Annotated in this window: 18 protein-coding genes and 1 tRNA gene; 17 read left to right on the top strand and 2 right to left on the bottom strand. The window is 61.6% G+C overall.

From position 1 onward, the window contains the following. The first annotated feature begins 72 nt into the window (after positions 1-72). The 5 genes from A0O30_RS14615 (at position 73) to A0O30_RS14595 (ending at position 5064) form a co-directional block, all read left to right on the top strand. On the top strand, positions 73-495 hold the full coding sequence (locus A0O30_RS14615) for a VOC family protein (RefSeq protein ID WP_105946978.1): 423 nt from the start codon (positions 73-75) through the stop codon (positions 493-495). A gap of 77 nt (positions 496-572) precedes the next feature. After that, complete coding sequence (locus A0O30_RS14610; protein WP_105946977.1) at positions 573-1079, top strand: sigma-70 family RNA polymerase sigma factor; 507 nt, start codon at positions 573-575, stop codon at positions 1077-1079. Next, positions 1079-2020 carry a FecR domain-containing protein gene (locus A0O30_RS14605; protein ID WP_105946976.1) on the top strand — a complete coding sequence of 314 codons (942 nt, stop codon included), beginning with the start codon at positions 1079-1081 and terminating at the stop codon, positions 2018-2020. Before A0O30_RS14610 ends, A0O30_RS14605 begins: the two co-directional genes overlap by 1 nt. Before the next feature lie 75 nt (positions 2021-2095). Then, positions 2096-4618, top strand: coding sequence for a TonB-dependent receptor (locus A0O30_RS14600; RefSeq protein ID WP_105946975.1), 2523 nt, complete (start codon positions 2096-2098; stop codon positions 4616-4618). 137 nt (positions 4619-4755) lie between these two features. Beyond that, a complete protein-coding gene (locus A0O30_RS14595; RefSeq protein ID WP_105946974.1) occupies positions 4756-5064 on the top strand; it encodes an addiction module antidote protein in 309 nt (102 codons plus the stop codon). Positions 5065-5220: 156 nt separating this feature from the next. Here the strand turns inward: A0O30_RS14595 and A0O30_RS14590 are convergent. After that, positions 5221-5305, bottom strand: a tRNA-Leu gene (locus tag A0O30_RS14590). A gap of 107 nt (positions 5306-5412) precedes the next feature. Between A0O30_RS14590 and queA the strand changes: the two genes are divergently transcribed. From queA to A0O30_RS14560, 6 genes are all read left to right on the top strand, one after another. Beyond that, positions 5413-6462 (top strand): tRNA preQ1(34) S-adenosylmethionine ribosyltransferase-isomerase QueA, encoded by a 1050-nt coding sequence (queA, locus tag A0O30_RS14585; RefSeq protein WP_104834019.1) that lies wholly within the window; start codon positions 5413-5415, stop codon positions 6460-6462. Positions 6463-6476: 14 nt separating this feature from the next. Beyond that, positions 6477-7592, top strand: a complete 1116-nt coding sequence (tgt, locus tag A0O30_RS14580) for a tRNA guanosine(34) transglycosylase Tgt (protein ID WP_177410281.1) — start codon at positions 6477-6479, stop codon at positions 7590-7592. A gap of 42 nt (positions 7593-7634) precedes the next feature. Then, on the top strand, positions 7635-7970 hold the full coding sequence (gene yajC / locus A0O30_RS14575; RefSeq protein ID WP_008092587.1) for a preprotein translocase subunit YajC: 336 nt from the start codon (positions 7635-7637) through the stop codon (positions 7968-7970). 63 nt (positions 7971-8033) lie between these two features. After that, positions 8034-9896, top strand: coding sequence for a protein translocase subunit SecD (gene secD / locus A0O30_RS14570; protein ID WP_060501849.1), 1863 nt, complete (start codon positions 8034-8036; stop codon positions 9894-9896). Positions 9897-9906: 10 nt separating this feature from the next. After that, positions 9907-10815 carry a protein translocase subunit SecF gene (gene secF / locus A0O30_RS14565; protein ID WP_012270586.1) on the top strand — a complete coding sequence of 303 codons (909 nt, stop codon included), beginning with the start codon at positions 9907-9909 and terminating at the stop codon, positions 10813-10815. A 120-nt stretch (positions 10816-10935) separates the two neighbouring features. Beyond that, complete coding sequence (locus A0O30_RS14560; RefSeq protein ID WP_025753813.1) at positions 10936-11478, top strand: glycine zipper 2TM domain-containing protein; 543 nt, start codon at positions 10936-10938, stop codon at positions 11476-11478. Positions 11479-11538: 60 nt separating this feature from the next. On the opposite strand, the gene suhB is transcribed toward A0O30_RS14560, so the two are convergent. Continuing rightward, positions 11539-12357 (bottom strand): inositol-phosphate phosphatase, encoded by an 819-nt coding sequence (suhB, locus tag A0O30_RS14555; protein WP_016713212.1) that lies wholly within the window; start codon positions 12355-12357, stop codon positions 11539-11541. Between the two features lie 151 nt (positions 12358-12508). Between suhB and trmJ the strand changes: the two genes are divergently transcribed. The 6 genes from trmJ (at position 12509) to iscA (ending at position 16770) form a co-directional block, all read left to right on the top strand. Beyond that, positions 12509-13264, top strand: a complete 756-nt coding sequence (gene trmJ / locus A0O30_RS14550) for a tRNA (cytosine(32)/uridine(32)-2'-O)-methyltransferase TrmJ (RefSeq protein WP_105946972.1) — start codon at positions 12509-12511, stop codon at positions 13262-13264. Between the two features lie 3 nt (positions 13265-13267). Next, positions 13268-14053, top strand: coding sequence for a serine O-acetyltransferase (cysE, locus tag A0O30_RS14545; protein ID WP_016713210.1), 786 nt, complete (start codon positions 13268-13270; stop codon positions 14051-14053). Between the two features lie 179 nt (positions 14054-14232). Beyond that, positions 14233-14724 (top strand): Fe-S cluster assembly transcriptional regulator IscR, encoded by a 492-nt coding sequence (gene iscR, locus A0O30_RS14540; protein WP_008092572.1) that lies wholly within the window; start codon positions 14233-14235, stop codon positions 14722-14724. Positions 14725-14770: 46 nt separating this feature from the next. Then, positions 14771-15985: an IscS subfamily cysteine desulfurase gene (locus tag A0O30_RS14535; RefSeq protein ID WP_105946971.1), complete on the top strand. Its 1215-nt coding sequence runs from the start codon at positions 14771-14773 to the stop codon at positions 15983-15985. A 46-nt stretch (positions 15986-16031) separates the two neighbouring features. Then, positions 16032-16418: a Fe-S cluster assembly scaffold IscU gene (iscU, locus tag A0O30_RS14530; RefSeq protein WP_003248539.1), complete on the top strand. Its 387-nt coding sequence runs from the start codon at positions 16032-16034 to the stop codon at positions 16416-16418. A gap of 28 nt (positions 16419-16446) precedes the next feature. Beyond that, on the top strand, positions 16447-16770 hold the full coding sequence (gene iscA, locus A0O30_RS14525; RefSeq protein ID WP_003248536.1) for an iron-sulfur cluster assembly protein IscA: 324 nt from the start codon (positions 16447-16449) through the stop codon (positions 16768-16770). The last annotated feature ends 2 nt before the right edge of the window (positions 16771-16772 follow it).

Below are 16772 nucleotides of genomic sequence, written 5' to 3'. Positions count from 1 at the left end.
GCGGCGTCAAATTGACAAGGGGCTTTAGGCCTTCCGTGTTGTCTTTGTTTTGGGAATTGAAGGGACTCAAGAATGGTTGAATCGAATGCGCTCGTGCCTGAACTCATTGTCAGTGATATCGAACGCAGCCTTGCTTTCTACTGCGGCATACTTGGCTTCAAGGTCGAGTACGAACGGCCTGAAGACCAGTTTGCTTTCCTGTCTTTTGGCGGCAGCCAGTTGATGCTGGAACAGGACTGGCACAGCGAATCACCCTGGCGCGTTGGCCCGCTGGAGCCGCCCTATGGGCGCGGGATCAACCTGTCTATCGCATGCCCTGATGCATTGGCTTTGGCTGCAGCGTTGAATGCAGCAGGGCATGGCCTGAGAAACCCTGTTGAAGAGCGCTGGTACCGCAGCGCTCACGTATTGATTGGCCAGCGCAACTTCCTGGTGCAGGACCCTGACGGGTACCTGCTTCGGTTTGCTGAGGATCTCGGTACCAAACCCGCCTGAGGCTGTGGTCGGCACAGGAATAATTGATCTGATAATCGTTATCATCTAAGGTGCCATCCTCGCCCGGAGGGATACCCGTGATTAACGACGATCTGAGTCAGGTCTATGCCGAGCACAATGGATGGCTCAAGCAGTGGCTATACCGCCGGCTGGGCTGTTCGGCACAAGCCGCCGACCTGGCTCAGGACACCTTCTTGCGGATTCTTCAGGCCCAGCAGAAGGCGGGTGCCAGCCTGAGCCTGCAGCGCCCCCGGGCCTACCTGGCAACGGTGAGCCGGCGGCTGGTCCATGACCATTTCCGCCGCCAGTCACTGGAGCGCGCCTACCTGGAAATGCTCGCGCAATTGCCGGAGTTGTTCGCGCTGTCTGCCGAAGAACAGTGGGAAATGCGCGAAACCCTGCAGCAACTGGATGCACTGCTCGACACCTTCAAACCGGTGGTGCGCTCGGTGTTCCTGCTGGTGCAGCTGGAGGGCCTGACCTATATCGAAGTAGCCCGCCGCCTGGGAATTGGCGAGCGCACGGTGAAGCGGCACATGGCCAATGCCCTGCAAGCCTGCATCCTGTTCGACGAAGACTTCTGATGCCCAGCCAGCAACCCCGCATCACGCCGGAAGTGGCCCGGCAAGCCGCCAACTGGCACATGCTGATGCTCGACGAGGCCGTCAGCCCGGCCCAGCGCGCTGCCTGTAGCCGATGGCGCGCGGCCGCGCCCGAGCATGAGCGGGCCTGGCAGAAGGCGCTTCGGGTGCAGGCCCGGTTGGGCATGCTGCCGCAGCAACTGGCCATGGGCACCTTGAACCGTGAACGCCGCCAGGTGATGAAGCAGATGCTGGCGCTGGCCATCGTCGCGCCGCTCGGTTATGTCGGCTATCGCCAGCTTGTGCCACAGACGGCTTATGCCACCGACGTTGGCCAGCATAAGCAGATGACCTTGGCTGACGGCACGTTGCTGGACATGAACACCGATACCGCTGTGGACGTGGACTTCGACGCGCAGCAACGGTTGATCAACTTGCGCTGTGGCGAAGTACTGGTCGACACTGGCCCGGATACCCACAGCACCTTTCACCGGCCATTGCGTGTCGCCACCGAGCAAGGTCTGCTGGAGGCCCTGGGGACCCGCTTCCTGGTCCGCCAGCGCGAAGGCGCGACGCAACTGGCCGTGTTCCAGGGAGCGGTAAGGATTACGCCTGCCCGTGGCCCAGGGCAAACCCTTGATGCCGGGCAGCAGCTGACCTTCGATGCCTGGGGGCAGGGCGCTTTGGCGCCAGCCCGTGAACAAGACAGCCAGTGGACCCATGGCCAGCTTGTGGTCGACGAGATGCCACTGCGCGAATTCCTCAGCGAGCTGGGGCGCTACCGACCGGGCTGGCTACGCTGCCAGCCTGAAGTTGGGCATCTGTTGATCAGCGGCGCTTTCCAGCTGAAAAACACTGACGCCATTTTGGCCGCGCTGCCAGCCACATTGGCGGTGCAGGTGGACTACCGCACCCGTTACTGGGTAACGGTCAGCAAACGTTAATGAGAATTGGCCCGTTTTTGAAACTCGTCAGTCCTTATCTGTGGAACTGCCACACATAATAGGGACAACTTCTCAATGATCCGCTCTTCTTCACCGGTCGCCACGACCGGCTTCGCCATGGTTCAACCACGCGTGTCCAGCTACCGTCGGATAATCGCCCTGAGCGCCCTGGCCATCGCCCTGCAAGGTGTTGGCGTGCACGCCCTGGCTGCGCCTGTGCAGGCGCCGCAGGCCTACAGCATCGCGTCTGGCTCCCTGGCCCAGGTGCTTGCCCGGTTTGCCAGTGAAGGAGGGTTTACCCTGCAATACACCTCGGAGCTGACCCGTGGCCTCTCCAGCCCGGGGTTGCAGGGCCAGTATGGTGTCGAAGAAGGCTTGCAGCACCTGTTGGCCGGCACCGGCTTGCAGGCCGTGCGCCGGGGCAACAACGTCTATGGCTTGCAACCCGTCCCCCTGAGTGCAGCGTCTGGCGGTGCCGCCTTGAACCTGGAGCCGCTGAACATCAATGGTGTCCAGGATGACGCAACCACCGAGGGCTCAGGCAGCTACACCGCCAACGCCGTCACCATTGGCAAGGGCACCCACCGCCTCAAGGACATTCCACAATCGGTCAGCGTGGTCACGCGCAAGGCCATGGATGACCAGCGCCTCGATACCCTGGATGAAGTGCTGGAAAAAACCACGGGCATTACCACCCTGCAAAGCCCGTCCGGCGGCAAGTACATCTATTCCCGTGGTTTCGAGGTGGAAACCATCCAGTACGACGGCGTGCCACTCGACCGCCGCTACTATGCCATCGGCAGCAGCTTCACCTCCGACACGCTGCTGTACGACCGCGTCGAAATCCTGCGCGGGGCCAACGGCCTGTTGCAAGGCAGCGGCAACCCCGGCGCAGCCATCAACCTGGTGCGCAAACGCCCGAAAGCCGAGCCGTTCTTGTCAGTGACTGCCAGCGCTGGCTCCTGGGACACTTATCGTCAAACCGTCGATGCCGGCGCCCCGCTCAATGCCGACGGCTCGCTTCGTGGCCGTGTGGTGGCCGGGCACGAAGACCAGAACTATTTCTACGACACCGCCGAAAGCCGCAAGAACGTGCTCTACGGCATCCTTGAATACGACCTCAGCGACGCGACTACGGTAGCGGCCGGCGCCAGTGTCGAAGACCTGCATTCAACGCCGTTCTTCAGCGGGCTGCCGCGCAACAAGGATGGCAGCGCCTTGAACGTCAGCCGTTCCACCTACACCGGTGCCGACTGGAACACGTGGGACAACAAGCAGACCACCTACTTTGCCGACGTCACCCACGACTTCAACGAAGACTGGCGCCTGAAGGCTTCCGGCAGCTACATGCGCGAAACCAACTACATCCTCTACAGCTTCGGCCGTGGCGCTGTGGACCCGGCCACCGGCGACGGCATGCGCTCGCGTGCCTACATGTACGACTTCGAGAACATCAACAAGGGCGCCGACATCAACCTGACCGGCAAGTGGCGTGCCTTTGGTCGGGAGCACGAGGTGGTGGTGGGCGCCAACGCCAGTGACCTGCAGACCGACGACCTGCAAGGCGGTTTCCTGAACCTGGGCCCGATGAACATCTACGACCCCGTCTCGCCACAGCGCCCGACCCAGGATCAACTGCTGGGCAACGGCACTACAAACACCTACCCTGGCACTTCCAAGGGCAAGATCCGCCAGAACGGGCTGTACGCGGTCACGCGCTACAAGCTGACCGACCCTTTGACCCTGGTAGTGGGCGGGCGCACCAGCAACTACACCTATGACTATGAACTGCACCGCTTCAACGGCGTGTCGCCAACCCCGGCCCACTCGCGTGAAAGCGGCGAGTTCACGCCTTATGGCGGCCTGATCTACGCGCTGAACGACCAGTGGTCGGCCTACGTGAGCTACGCCGACATCTTCAAGCCGCAGACCGAGCTGAGCGTGGACAACGCCCCGCTCAAGCCCATCGAAGGCGCCAACTATGAGGTGGGCCTGAAGGGTGAGCTGTTCGATGGTCGCGTGAATACCAGCTTCGCGCTGTTCCAGGTTGACCAGGAGAACCGCGCCCAGGCTGCCGAGTGCGGTACTGACGGTGGCGAAAACTGCTACGTGGCCGGCGGCAAAGTGCGCACCCAGGGCTTCGATGCGGAGATCAGCGGTGAAGTGCTGGACCGCATGCAGCTGTTTGCCGGCTACACCTACACCCACACCGAGTACCGCAACGACCCGGCCGATGGCGAGTCGCAGGCCGGCGGCACCTTCAACACCTACACGCCCAAGCACCTGCTGCGCTTCTGGGCGGACTACAACCTGCCTGGCGAACTGGACCCATGGACCGTGGGTGCTGGCGCCAACATCCAGAGCCGCAACTACCACGGTAACTTTGGTGGGACAGACGGGGTAGGGAAGATCGAACAGGCCGGTTATGCGATCTGGAACGCTCGGGTGGCTTACCAGATCAACAAGAACTTCAGCGTGTCGTTGAACGGCAACAACCTGTTCGACAAGAAGTACTTCTCCAGCATCGGTTGGCTGTATGCGGCGAACTACTACGGTGATCCGCGTAACTACACCGTTACCCTGCGGGCGGATTTCTGAGGCCTACGCACGCACAGGTTGGGGTGGCTTGGTCATGATTGGCAACGTTCGTTGATTGCGCGGCGAGGATGGTCGGCTCATAGTTCGTATCCCATGGGATACACTTGAGCCATGAAGACCATCCTCAGGAGGCACCCATGGGTAACGTCAAGTTGAAAAAATGGGACAGTGCCGAACACCTCAAGACGGACGAGGACATGGCGCTTTACCTCGAAGCTTGCATCGAAGAGGCGGGCGATGATGCGGCTGTTATCGCCAAGGCGCTCGGCACCATTGCGCGTGCAAAAGGTATGGCCCAATTGGCCCGTGATACCGGGCTTGGGCGTGAAAGCCTGTACAAGGCGTTGTCCGGCGAAGGGAACCCAAGCTTCGCCACCATCCTGAAGGTGACCAGGGCGCTTGGCCTTCAGCTTCATGCTGACGTTGCATCCACTCATACTGGCTAGCGTGAGCGGGCGGCAACCGTGATCCCTAACGGTTAGGGTGCACAGAAAGTTACGTTATGTGTAATTTTCTGTTGAGTAAAGGAGGGGACGGCTGTGCCGATGCCCAATCAGCAGGCGAAAAAAAAACCGACCATAAGGTCGGTTTTTTCCGGATCTTGGTGCCCCGAGGGAGACTCGAACTCCCACTCCTTTCGAAAACGGATTTTGAATCCGCCGCGTCTACCAATTCCGCCATCAGGGCGTGTGGCGCGCAGTATAGAGAGCTGCCGCTAGTCGGTCAATCGGCTTTCATGGTCAATTTTCACACATTGGGCTAAACTTCCCGGCCCTGCCGAACCGAACATCATCATGCGCGTCGCCGATTTCTCTTTCGAACTCCCTGATTCCCTGATCGCCCGCCACCCGTTGGCCGAGCGCCATGGCAGCCGTCTGCTGGTGCTCGATGGGCCGACCGGCGCGCTGTCGCACCGGCAATTCCCCGACTTGCTCGACCACCTGCGCCCCGGCGACCTGATGGTGTTCAACAACACCCGGGTGATCCCGGCGCGGTTGTTTGGCCAGAAAGCCTCCGGCGGCAAGCTGGAAGTGCTGGTGGAGCGTGTGCTCGACAGCCACCGGGTGCTGGCCCATGTACGTGCCAGCAAGGCGCCGAAAGAAGGCGCGGTCATCCTCATTGATGGCGGTGGCGAGGCCGAAATGGTCGCGCGCCATGACACGCTGTTCGAACTGCGCTTCACCGAAGAGGTGCTGCCACTGCTTGACCGCGTCGGCCACATGCCGCTGCCGCCCTACATCGACCGCCCGGACGAGGGCGCTGACCGTGAGCGTTACCAGACCGTGTATGCCCAGCGTGCCGGTGCGGTTGCAGCGCCCACAGCGGGCCTGCACTTCGACGAGGCGCTGCTGGAAAAGATCGCCGCCAAGGGCGTGGAGCGGGCCTTCGTGACCCTGCACGTGGGCGCGGGCACCTTCCAGCCGGTGCGGGTCGACAAGATCGAAGACCACCACATGCATAAAGAGTGGCTCGAAGTGGGCCAGGATGTGGTCGATGCCATTGAGGCCTGCCGCGCACGTGGCGGCCGGGTGATCGCGGTTGGCACCACCAGTGTGCGTTCGCTGGAAAGCGCGGCGCGTGACGGCGTGCTCAAGGCGTTCAGCGGCGACACCGACATCTTCATCTACCCGGGCCGACCGTTCCATGTAGTTGACGCCCTGGTCACCAACTTCCACCTGCCGGAGTCCACGCTGCTGATGCTGGTCTCGGCATTCGCCGGCTACCCCGAGACCATGGCTGCCTACGCGGCGGCGGTCGAGAACGGGTACCGCTTCTTCAGTTACGGTGATGCCATGTTCATCACCCGCAATCCGGCGCCGCGCGGCCCCGAGGATCAAGCATGAGTCGCACCTGTCGAATGTCCTTCGAACTGCTGGCCACCGACGGCAAGGCCCGTCGTGGTCGCATCACCTTCCCTCGCGGCACCGTGGAAACCCCGGCGTTCATGCCGGTGGGCACCTACGGCACGGTCAAGGGCATGCTGCCACGCGATATCGAGGCCATTGGCGCCGAGATGATCCTGGGCAACACCTTCCACCTGTGGCTGCGCCCGGGCACCGAGGTGATCAAGAAGCACAACGGCCTGCACGATTTCATGCAGTGGAAAGGTCCGATCCTCACTGACTCGGGTGGCTTCCAGGTGTTCAGCCTGGGTGCCATGCGCAAGATCAAGGAAGAGGGCGTGACCTTCGCATCGCCCGTTGACGGCTCGAAAGTGTTCATGGGCCCGGAAGAGTCGATGCAGGTGCAGCGTGACCTGGGCTCGGACGTGGTGATGATCTTCGACGAGTGCACCCCGTACCCGGCTGAGCACGACGTGGCGCGCACCTCCATGGAGCTGTCGCTGCGCTGGGCCCAGCGCTCGAAGAACGCCCACGCCGACAATACCGCGGCACTGTTCGGTATCGTCCAGGGCGGCATGTACCAGGACTTGCGCATGCGCTCGCTGGAAGGCCTGGAAAACATCGGCTTCGACGGCCTGGCCATCGGCGGCCTGTCGGTGGGCGAACCCAAGCACGAAATGATCAAGGTGCTGGATTACCTGCCCGCCGTGATGCCTGCTGACAAACCTCGTTACCTTATGGGGGTAGGCAAACCGGAAGATCTCGTTGAGGGTGTGCGCCGCGGCGTCGACATGTTCGACTGCGTGATGCCGACGCGTAATGCGCGCAACGGCCATCTGTTCGTCGATACAGGGGTGATCAAGATCCGCAACGCGTTCCATCGCCACGATGAATCGCCGCTGGATCCGACCTGTGACTGCTACACCTGCACCAACTTCTCCCGCGCCTATCTGCACCACCTGGACAAGTGCGGCGAAATGTTGAGCAGCATGCTGAATACCATCCACAACTTGCGCCATTACCAGCGCTTGATGGCCGGTTTACGCGAGGCTATTCAACAGGGTAAATTGGCCGCCTTTGTCGACGCCTTCTACGCCAAGCGCGGGCTTCCCGTACCGCCCCTGGACTGACTGTTCGCACACATTATTAGAAAATTACATTAGGAGTGCCCAATGAGCTTCTTGATCCCCGCCGCATACGCGGACGCAGCAGCACCTGCCGCCGGCCCAGCCGGTACCGGCTTCGAGTGGATTTTCCTGGTCGGTTTCCTGGTCATCTTCTACCTGATGATCTGGCGCCCGCAGGCCAAGCGCGCCAAAGAGCAGAAGAACCTGCTGAGCAACTTGCAAAAAGGTGACGAAGTTGTCACCAACGGCGGCATCGCCGGCAAGATCGTCAAGGTTTCCGATGACTTCGTGGTACTGGAAGTGTCCGACACTGTCGAGCTGAAGTTCCAGAAGGGCGCCATCGCGGCAACCCTGCCAAAAGGTACGCTCAAGGCTATCTGAGTTACCGGTTTTATTTTCCAGTCGGGGCGCGCAACGCGCCCCGCGTCTTGAACGGGCGGCGTGATGCTGAACAAATACCCTCTGTGGAAATATGCACTGATCGTGCTGGTACTGGTGGTCGGTTTCATTTATTCCGCTCCCAACCTCTACCCGGATGACCCGGCGGTGCAGATCAGCGGTGCCAGCTCGGCGCTGCAGGTGAACCAGGCCGACCTCGATCGCGTCAGCAAGGCGCTGGTCGATGCCAAGATCGCCGTCAAGGGCGCAAGCCTGGGCGAGAAGGGCAGCGGGCTGATCCGCCTGACCAACCAGGAAGACCAACTGCCAGCCAAGGATGTCGTGCGCAAGGCGCTGGGCGATGATTACGTCGTGGCCCTGAACCTGGCCCAGACTACCCCGCAATGGCTGCGTAACCTGGGTGCAAGCCCGATGAAGCTGGGCCTGGACCTGTCCGGTGGTGTGCACTTCCTGCTGGAAGTGGACATGGACAAGGCCATGACGGCCCGCATGAAAGTCTACGAAGGCGAGGTCAAGACCTTGCTGCGCAAAGAGCGCGTCCGCTACCGCAGCCTGCCTCAGCAGGATGGCGGCATCATGCTGGGCTTCGCTGACGATGCTACCCGCGAACAGGCACGTGCCCTGATCCGCAAGAATTTCAATGATTTCGACCTGACCACCACCGAGCGCAACGAGCTTGCGGTGCTGCGTCTGGCGCTGACCCAGGCAAAAGTTGCCGAAATCCGCGAATACTCGATCAAGCAGAACCTCACCACCGTGCGCAACCGCGTGAACGAGCTGGGCGTGGCCGAGCCGCTGGTACAGCGCCAGGGCGCCAACCGTATCGTGGTCGAGCTGCCAGGCGTGCAGGACACTGCCGAAGCCAAGCGTATTCTCGGTAAAACCGCCAACCTGGAGTTCCGCTTCGGTGCCGAGCCGGGCGCGTCCAAAGCCACTACCGAGGTGTTCGAGTTCCGCGAAGGCGGCCGCTCCGCCCCTGTAGAACGTGGCCTGATCATCACCGGTGACCAGGTAACCGACGCCCAGGCCAGCTTTGACGAGCACGGCCGCCCACAAGTGAACATCCGCCTGGATGGCCACGGTGGCGAGCTGATGAGCCGCGCTACCCGTAGCAACGTTGGCCGCAGCATGGCGGTGATCTTCATCGAGCAGAAGCCGGTCACCCGCTACGTGAAGCAGACGGTCGACGGTGTCGAGAAGGACGTTGCCGTACAAAGCTTCGTGGAAGAAAAGAAAATCATCAGCCTGGCGACCATCCAGTCGCCGCTGGGCAGCCAGTTCCGCATCACCGGCCTGAACGGTCAGGGCGAATCGTCCGAACTGGCCCTGCTGCTGCGTGCCGGTGGTCTGGCCGCGCCGATGTACTTCGCTGAAGAACGTACCATTGGCCCAAGCCTGGGTGCCGACAACATCACCAAGGGTATCGATGCGTCGCTGTGGGGCATGCTGTTCGTCTCGCTGTTCATCATCGCCATCTACCGCGGCTTCGGCGTGATCGCCACCATCGCCCTGGCGGGCAACATGGTGCTGCTGCTGGCCCTGATGTCGCTGCTGGGCGCCACCCTGACCCTGCCGGGTATTGCCGGTATCGTGTTGACCATGGGTATGGCGGTAGACGCCAACGTGCTGATCTTCTCGCGTATCCGCGAAGAGCTGAAAGCCGGCATGTCGGTACAGCGCGCCATCCACGAAGGCTTCAACCGCGCCTACACCGCGATCATCGACGCCAACCTGACCAGCCTGCTGGTGGGCGGCATCCTGTTCGCCATGGGTACCGGCCCGGTCAAAGGCTTTGCGGTCACCATGTCCCTCGGGATTTTCACCTCGATGTTCACCGCCGTCATGGTGACCCGTGCAATGGTCAACCTGACCTGCGGCGGGCGTGACATCAAGAAGCTGTGGGTTTGAGGGAGCTGCGATGAAAACCATCAACTTCATGGGCGTGCGCAATGTCGCGTTCGCCATTACCGTGCTCCTCACCGTGCTGGCGCTGTTCAGCTGGTGGCAGAAAGGCCTCAACTTCGGCCTGGACTTCACCGGCGGTACGCTGATCGAGCTGACCTACGAGCGCCCGGCCGACCTCAAGGCGGTGCGTGCCGAGCTGGTCGATTCCGGCTTCCACGAGGCGGTGGTGCAGAGCTTCGGCGCTACCACCGACCTGCTGGTGCGTATGCCGGGCGATGACCCGCAACTGGGTAACAAGGTAGCTGCTGCCCTGCAAAAGGCGGGCGGTGATAACCCGGCCACCCTCAAGCGTGTCGAGTTCGTCGGCCCGCAGGTGGGTGAAGAGCTGCGCGACCAGGGCGGCATGGGCATGCTCCTGGCCTTGGGCGGCATCCTCATCTACCTGGCCTTCCGCTTCCAGTGGAAGTTCGCCGTGGGTGCGATCATCTCGCTGATTCACGACGTGGTGGTCACCCTGGGTATCCTGTCGTTCTTCCAGATCACCTTCGACCTGACGGTGCTGGCAGCGGTGCTGGCGATCATCGGTTACTCGCTGAACGACACCATCGTGGTATTCGACCGGGTGCGTGAGAACTTCCGCGTCATGCGCAAGGCCTCGTTGATCGAAAACATCAACGTTTCCACCACCCAGACCCTGCTGCGTACCATCGCCACCTCGGTTTCGACCTTGCTGGCCATTGCCGCACTGCTGTTCTTCGGTGGCGATAACCTGTTCGGCTTCTCGCTGGCCCTGTTCATCGGCGTCATGGCCGGTACCTACTCGTCGATCTACATCGCCAACGTGGTGCTGATCTGGCTGAACCTGAACAGCGAAGACCTGATCCCGCCGACCAAGGCGGAAGGTGTGGACGAGCGCCCATAAAGGCTTGTCTCACGCCGTTTGGCTGCCCGAAAGGCGCGAGTATTGAACTCGCGCCTTTTTTTTTGCTCCAAGGCTGGGAGAAGGCGGGCTAACCCCCGCGGGTATGATCAGGAGGTTCATGTGAACAAATCAATGCTGGTGGGTGCGGTACTGGGTGCTGTCGGTGTAACTGCCGGAGGTGCTGTGGCGACCTACAGCTTGGTCAACAAGGGGCCTGAGTATGCGCAGGTCACCGACGTGCAGCCGATCAAACAACAGGTAAAAACCCCGCGCGAAGTCTGCAAGGACGTTGCCGTGACGCGTCAGGCACCGGTCAAGGACCAGCACCAGATCGCCGGTACTGTGGTGGGTGCAATTGCCGGTGGTTTGCTGGGTAACCAGATTGGCGGCGGCACCGGCAAGAAGATCGCCACCGTGGCCGGTGCGGTCGGTGGTGGTTATGCCGGTAACAAGGTGCAGGAAGGCATGCAGGAGCGTGACACCTACACCACCACGCAAACCCGCTGCAACACGGTGAATGACATCAGTGAGAAGGTGGTGGGCTACAACGTGACCTACACCCTTGGCGATCAGGTCGGCAAGGTGAAGATGGACCGTGAGCCGGGGTCGACCATTCCAGTGGACAAGAATGGCAAGCTGATCCTGAGCGAAGCAGGGCAGTAAAACTGTCAGGTACAAAAAAAGCACCCCGCGGGGTGCTTTTTGTTTTCAGGCGATCCGCGCTTAGCGCTTCATGCTCTCTGGCAGGTGCGGCTGGATAGCCGTCAGGACTGCCTTGAAGCACTTGATGTTGCCTGCAACGATGTGGCCCTTGTCGAGGAAGTCGTGGCCACCGTTGAAGTCGCTCACCAGGCCACCGGCTTCCTGGATCAGCAGCACGCCAGCTGCCATGTCCCACTCGGACAGGCCCGACTCCCAGAAGGCGTCGAAGCGGCCGGCGGCCACGTAGGCCAGGTCCAGGCTGGCGGAGCCGGCGCGGCGGATGCCGGCGGTCTGGCCGGTCAGGGCGCGGAACATGCCCAGGTAGTTGTCCATGTCAGCCATCTGGTTGTCACGGAACGGGAAGCCGGTACCCAGCAGGGCGCCTTCCAGGCTGGTGCGCGAGCTGACGCGCAGGCGGCGGCCATTGAGTTGGGCGCCACGGCCACGGCTGGCGGTGAATTCTTCCTGGCGAACCGGGTCGACGATCACGGCGTGCTCAAGGCGGCCACGGTATTTGCAGGCGATGCTGACGGCGAAGTGCGGGATGCCACGCAGGAAGTTGGTGGTGCCGTCCAGCGGGTCGATGATCCACAGGTAATCCTTGCCTTCTTCGCCGCTACCCGCGTGCAGGCCGGTTTCCTCGCCCTGGATGGAGTGGTTCGGGTAGGCCTTGCGCAGGGCGTTGACGATGCTCTGCTCGGCGGCGCGATCAACCTCGGAAACGTAGTCCTTAGCCTCTTTCTCGTCCACCTTGATGCTATCCAGGCGTTCGATGGAGCGGAAAATCAGTTCACTGGCGCTGCGAGCGGCGCGCAGGGCGATATTCAGCATAGGCTGCATGGGCGGGTCACCTGGAGATGTTAAAGAAGAAAGCCGATCATTCTAGCAGAAAACTTTGGCGGCAGAAGTGTCACATTTGCTTTCATGGCGTTACGTCTGTCGGTTCTGTAAGATCGAAGGCCCTGATTCCTGCATCTGTGAGCACAACACCTTGCTGCAAAATATTCGTGTTGTTCTGGTCAATACCAGCCACCCCGGCAACATCGGCGGCGCTGCGCGTGCCATGAAAAACATGGGCTTGTCGCGTCTGGTGCTGGTGCAGCCGAAAGAATTCCCCGCCGTGGATGCCAGTGCCCGTGCCTCGGGCGCCGACGATGTGCTGGATAACGCCCAGGTGGTCGACAGCCTTGAACAGGCGCTGGTCGGCTGCAACCTGGTGATGGGCACCAGCGCCCGCGAGCGCAGCATCCCGTGGCCGTTGATCGGCCCGCGCGAGTGCGGTGCCAAGGCGGTGGAGCATGCCAATGGTGGCGAAGAAATCGCCCTGGTGTTCGGGCGCGAACACGCCGGCCTGACCAACGAAGAACTGCAGCGATGTCACTTCCACGTGCACATTCCCTCCAACCCCGACTTCAGTTCGCTGAACCTGGCCGCTGCCGTGCAGGTGCTCTCCTATGAGGTGCGCATGGCCTGGCTGGCTGGCGGTGCAGCGCCGGAAAAAGTCGAGAAGGTTGACGCCAGCGAGCTGGCGACCATGGACGAAATGGAGCTGTTCTACGACCACCTGGAAAAAACCCTGGTGGGCATCGGCTTCCTCGACCCGGAAAAACCCAAGCACCTGATGCCGCGCTTGCGCCGGCTGTATGGGCGGGTGGCGGTCGAGCGTTCGGAAATGAGCATTTTGCGCGGCATCCTTACCGAGACCCAGAAAGTGGTCCGGGGTGAGCCGCATAAACGGAAGGACTGACAGATGTTCGAACGCCTGCGTGAAGATATTCAAAGCGTTTTCCACCGTGACCCGGCTGCGCGCAATGCCTTCGAGGTGCTCACCTGCTACCCCGGCATGCATGCCATCTGGTTGCACCGCCTCGGCAACGCCTTGTGGAAGCGTGATTTCAAGTGGCTGGCCCGGCTGGTGTCCAACTTCGGCCGCTGGCTGACCGGTATCGAGATCCACCCGGGCGCCACCATTGGCCGGCGCTTCTTCATTGACCACGGCATGGGTATCGTCATTGGCGAAACCGCCGAAATCGGCGACGACGTCACGCTTTATCAGGGCGTGACCCTGGGCGGCACCAGCTGGAACAAAGGCAAGCGCCACCCCACCCTGGAGAACGGCGTGGTGGTAGGGGCGGGGGCTAAAGTGCTGGGCCCGTTCACGGTCGGTGCCGGCGCCAAGATTGGTTCGAATGCAGTGGTGACCAAGGCGGTGCCAGCGGGCGCCACGGCGGTGGGCATCCCGGGGCGGATCATCGTCAAGAGCGAAGACAACGAAGTCGAGGCCAAGCGCAAGGCCATGGCCGAGAAGATCGGCTTCGATGCCTACGGCGTCAGTGGCGACATGCCCGACCCGGTGGCGCGTGCCATCGGCCAGATGCTCGACCACTTGCAAGCGGTCGACGAGCGGCTGGAGGGTATGTGTGGCGCCCTGACCAAGATGGGTAGCGACTACTGTGCCAAGGAGCTGCCAGCCCTGCCGGAAGATGATTTTGCCGAGGAGGCCAAGGTGGCCCAGCGCGACACTCAGTCGCATTGATTGCGCCGCACTGAAATCATAGTGACATACGGGGCGTGTGCTCACGCCCCTCGTCTGCTACACTCGCGCCCGCCTCCCCGATGCAAACCCGACTAAAGCACTAGGTCTTATAGTTGACTTAAATGCTCGGGAATCGCATACTCGCACACATCCCGAAACTCCCGTGGTACCCAATAGCCATGCGACTGACTACCAAAGGCCGATACGCCGTGACCGCCATGCTTGACCTGGCGTTGCACGCGCAGCATGGGCCGGTGTCTTTGGCCGATATTTCCGAGCGCCAGGGCATTTCCCTCTCTTATCTGGAACAGCTGTTCGCCAAGCTGCGCCGCAGCAGCCTGGTTTCCAGCGTGCGCGGTCCAGGCGGTGGCTACCAGCTGTCGCGGGGCATGGAAACCATCCAGGTGGCCCAGGTCATCGATGCGGTCAACGAATCGGTCGATGCTACCCGTTGCCAGGGCCTCGGGGACTGCCATGCCGGTGATACCTGCCTGACCCACCACCTGTGGTGCGACCTCAGCCAGCAGATCCATGAATTCCTCAGCGGCATCAGCCTGGCCGACCTCGTCATGCGCCGTGAGGTGCAGGAAGTCGCCCAGCGCCAGGACTTGCGACGTGTCGCAGGCCGAACCGCCCAGCTGGACAAGATTGAGACGTCCGCCGTCGATTGATCCCCCAGGGACGATGAGCGACGCCACCGCCTGATAGGAGAGACAAATGAAGTTGCCGATCTACCTCGATTACTCCGCGACCACTCCGGTCGACCCACGCGTGGCCCAGAAGATGGCCGACTGCCTGCTGGTCGACGGGAACTTCGGTAACCCGGCTTCGCGCTCCCACGTCTTCGGCTGGAAGGCCGAGGAAGCGGTCGAGAACGGTCGTCGCCAGGTTGCCGAGCTGATTAACGCCGATCCGCGCGAAATCGTCTGGACCAGCGGTGCCACCGAGTCCGACAACCTCGCACTGAAAGGCGTCGCGCACTTCTATCAGACCAAGGGCAAGCACATCATCACCTCCAAGATCGAGCACAAGGCGGTCCTGGATACCGCTCGCCAGCTGGAGCGTGAAGGTTTCGAAGTCACCTACCTTGAGCCAGGCGAAGACGGTATCGTCACCCCGGCCATGGTAGAAGCGGTGCTGCGCGACGACACCATCCTGGTCTCGCTGATGCACGTGAACAACGAAGTCGGCTCGATCAACGACATCGCCGCCATCGGTGAACTGACCCGCTCGCGCGGCGTCCTGTTCCACGTCGATGCCGCCCAGTCGGCCGGCAAGGTCGAAATCGACCTGCAAAAACTGAAAGTCGACCTGATGTCGTTCTCGGCGCACAAGGTCTACGGCCCTAAAGGTATCGGCGCGCTGTACGTCAGCCGCAAGCCGCGTGTACGCCTGGAAGCCATCATTCACGGCGGTGGCCATGAGCGCGGCATGCGTTCGGGCACCCTGCCAACTCACCAGATTGTCGGCATGGGCGAAGCCTTCGCCATCGCCAAGCAGGAAATGGCCGCAGAAAACGTGCGCATCAAGGCCCTGAGCGACCGCTTCTTCAAGCAGGTTTCGGACCTTGAAGAGCTGTACGTCAACGGCAGCCAGACTGCCCGCGTACCGCACAACCTGAACCTGAGCTTCAACTACGTCGAAGGCGAATCGCTGCTGATGTCGCTGAAGGACATCGCCGTTTCGTCCGGTTCGGCCTGCACCTCCGCGTCGCTCGAACCTTCGTACGTACTGCGCGCCCTGGGCCGCAACGACGAGCTGGCGCACAGCTCGATCCGCTTCTCCTTCGGCCGTTTCACCACCGAAGAAGAAGTCGACTACGCCGCGCAGAAAGTCTGCGAGGCCGTCAACAAACTGCGTGAGCTGTCGCCGCTGTGGGACATGTACAAAGACGGCGTTGACATCTCCAAGATCGAGTGGGCCGCCCACTAAGCAGTCGCCGGCAAGAGCGGCTCCCTGATGAGGAAGGAATTGCACCATGGCATACAGTGAAAAGGTCATCGACCACTACGAAAACCCACGCAACGTCGGCAAGATGAATGCCGAAGACCCAGACGTTGGCACCGGCATGGTCGGCGCCCCGGCGTGCGGTGACGTAATGCGTCTGCAAATCAAGGTCAACGAGCAGGGCGTTATTGAAGACGCCAAGTTCAAGACCTACGGCTGCGGTTCGGCCATCGCTTCCAGCTCCCTCGCCACCGAGTGGATGAAGGGCAAGACCCTGGACGAAGCCGAGACCATCAAGAACACCCAGCTGGCCGAAGAACTGGCGTTGCCGCCGGTCAAGATCCACTGCTCGGTACTCGCTGAGGACGCCATCAAGGCAGCCGTACGCGATTACAAGCAGAAGAAAGGCTTGATCTAAGCCGCCTGTTGCGAGGTAAGGAGTCCTGATGGCTATCAGCATGACAGAAGCCGCCGCCAACCACATTCGCCGCTCCCTCGACGGGCGCGGCAAGGGTGAGGGCATTCGCCTGGGCGTGCGCACCACCGGTTGCTCGGGCCTGGCCTACGTGCTGGAGTTCGTTGACGAACTGGCGGACGAAGACCAGGTGTTCGAGAACCATGGCGTGAAGGTGATCATCGATCCCAAGAGCCTGGTCTACCTCGACGGCACCGAGCTGGATTTCGTCAAGGAAGGGTTGAACGAAGGCTTCAAGTTCAACAACCCCAACGTGCGCGGTGAGTGTGGCTGCGGCGAAAGCTTCAACGTTTGAGG

It is taken from the genome of Pseudomonas sp. LLC-1 (genome assembly GCF_002992185.1).
GTDB lineage: Bacteria > Pseudomonadota > Gammaproteobacteria > Pseudomonadales > Pseudomonadaceae > Aquipseudomonas > Aquipseudomonas monteilii.
Note: the sequence above shows the minus strand (reverse complement) of the source record. Positions and strands in the feature narration are given on the sequence as shown.

Coding starts and splice junctions, on each gene's coding strand:
- A0O30_RS14615 (WP_105946978.1), top strand. CDS start 73: ATGGTTGAATCGAATGCGCTCGTGCCTGAACTCATTGTCAGTGATATC.
- A0O30_RS14605 (WP_105946976.1), top strand. CDS start 1,079: ATGCCCAGCCAGCAACCCCGCATCACGCCGGAAGTGGCCCGGCAAGCC.
- A0O30_RS14600 (WP_105946975.1), top strand. CDS start 2,096: ATGATCCGCTCTTCTTCACCGGTCGCCACGACCGGCTTCGCCATGGTT.
- A0O30_RS14595 (WP_105946974.1), top strand. CDS start 4,756: ATGGGTAACGTCAAGTTGAAAAAATGGGACAGTGCCGAACACCTCAAG.
- queA (WP_104834019.1), top strand. CDS start 5,413: ATGCGCGTCGCCGATTTCTCTTTCGAACTCCCTGATTCCCTGATCGCC.
- tgt (WP_177410281.1), top strand. CDS start 6,477: ATGTCCTTCGAACTGCTGGCCACCGACGGCAAGGCCCGTCGTGGTCGC.
- yajC (WP_008092587.1), top strand. CDS start 7,635: ATGAGCTTCTTGATCCCCGCCGCATACGCGGACGCAGCAGCACCTGCC.
- secD (WP_060501849.1), top strand. CDS start 8,034: ATGCTGAACAAATACCCTCTGTGGAAATATGCACTGATCGTGCTGGTA.
- secF (WP_012270586.1), top strand. CDS start 9,907: ATGAAAACCATCAACTTCATGGGCGTGCGCAATGTCGCGTTCGCCATT.
- suhB (WP_016713212.1), bottom strand. CDS start 12,357: ATGCAGCCTATGCTGAATATCGCCCTGCGCGCCGCTCGCAGCGCCAGT.
- cysE (WP_016713210.1), top strand. CDS start 13,268: ATGTTCGAACGCCTGCGTGAAGATATTCAAAGCGTTTTCCACCGTGAC.
- iscR (WP_008092572.1), top strand. CDS start 14,233: ATGCGACTGACTACCAAAGGCCGATACGCCGTGACCGCCATGCTTGAC.
- A0O30_RS14535 (WP_105946971.1), top strand. CDS start 14,771: ATGAAGTTGCCGATCTACCTCGATTACTCCGCGACCACTCCGGTCGAC.
- iscU (WP_003248539.1), top strand. CDS start 16,032: ATGGCATACAGTGAAAAGGTCATCGACCACTACGAAAACCCACGCAAC.
- iscA (WP_003248536.1), top strand. CDS start 16,447: ATGGCTATCAGCATGACAGAAGCCGCCGCCAACCACATTCGCCGCTCC.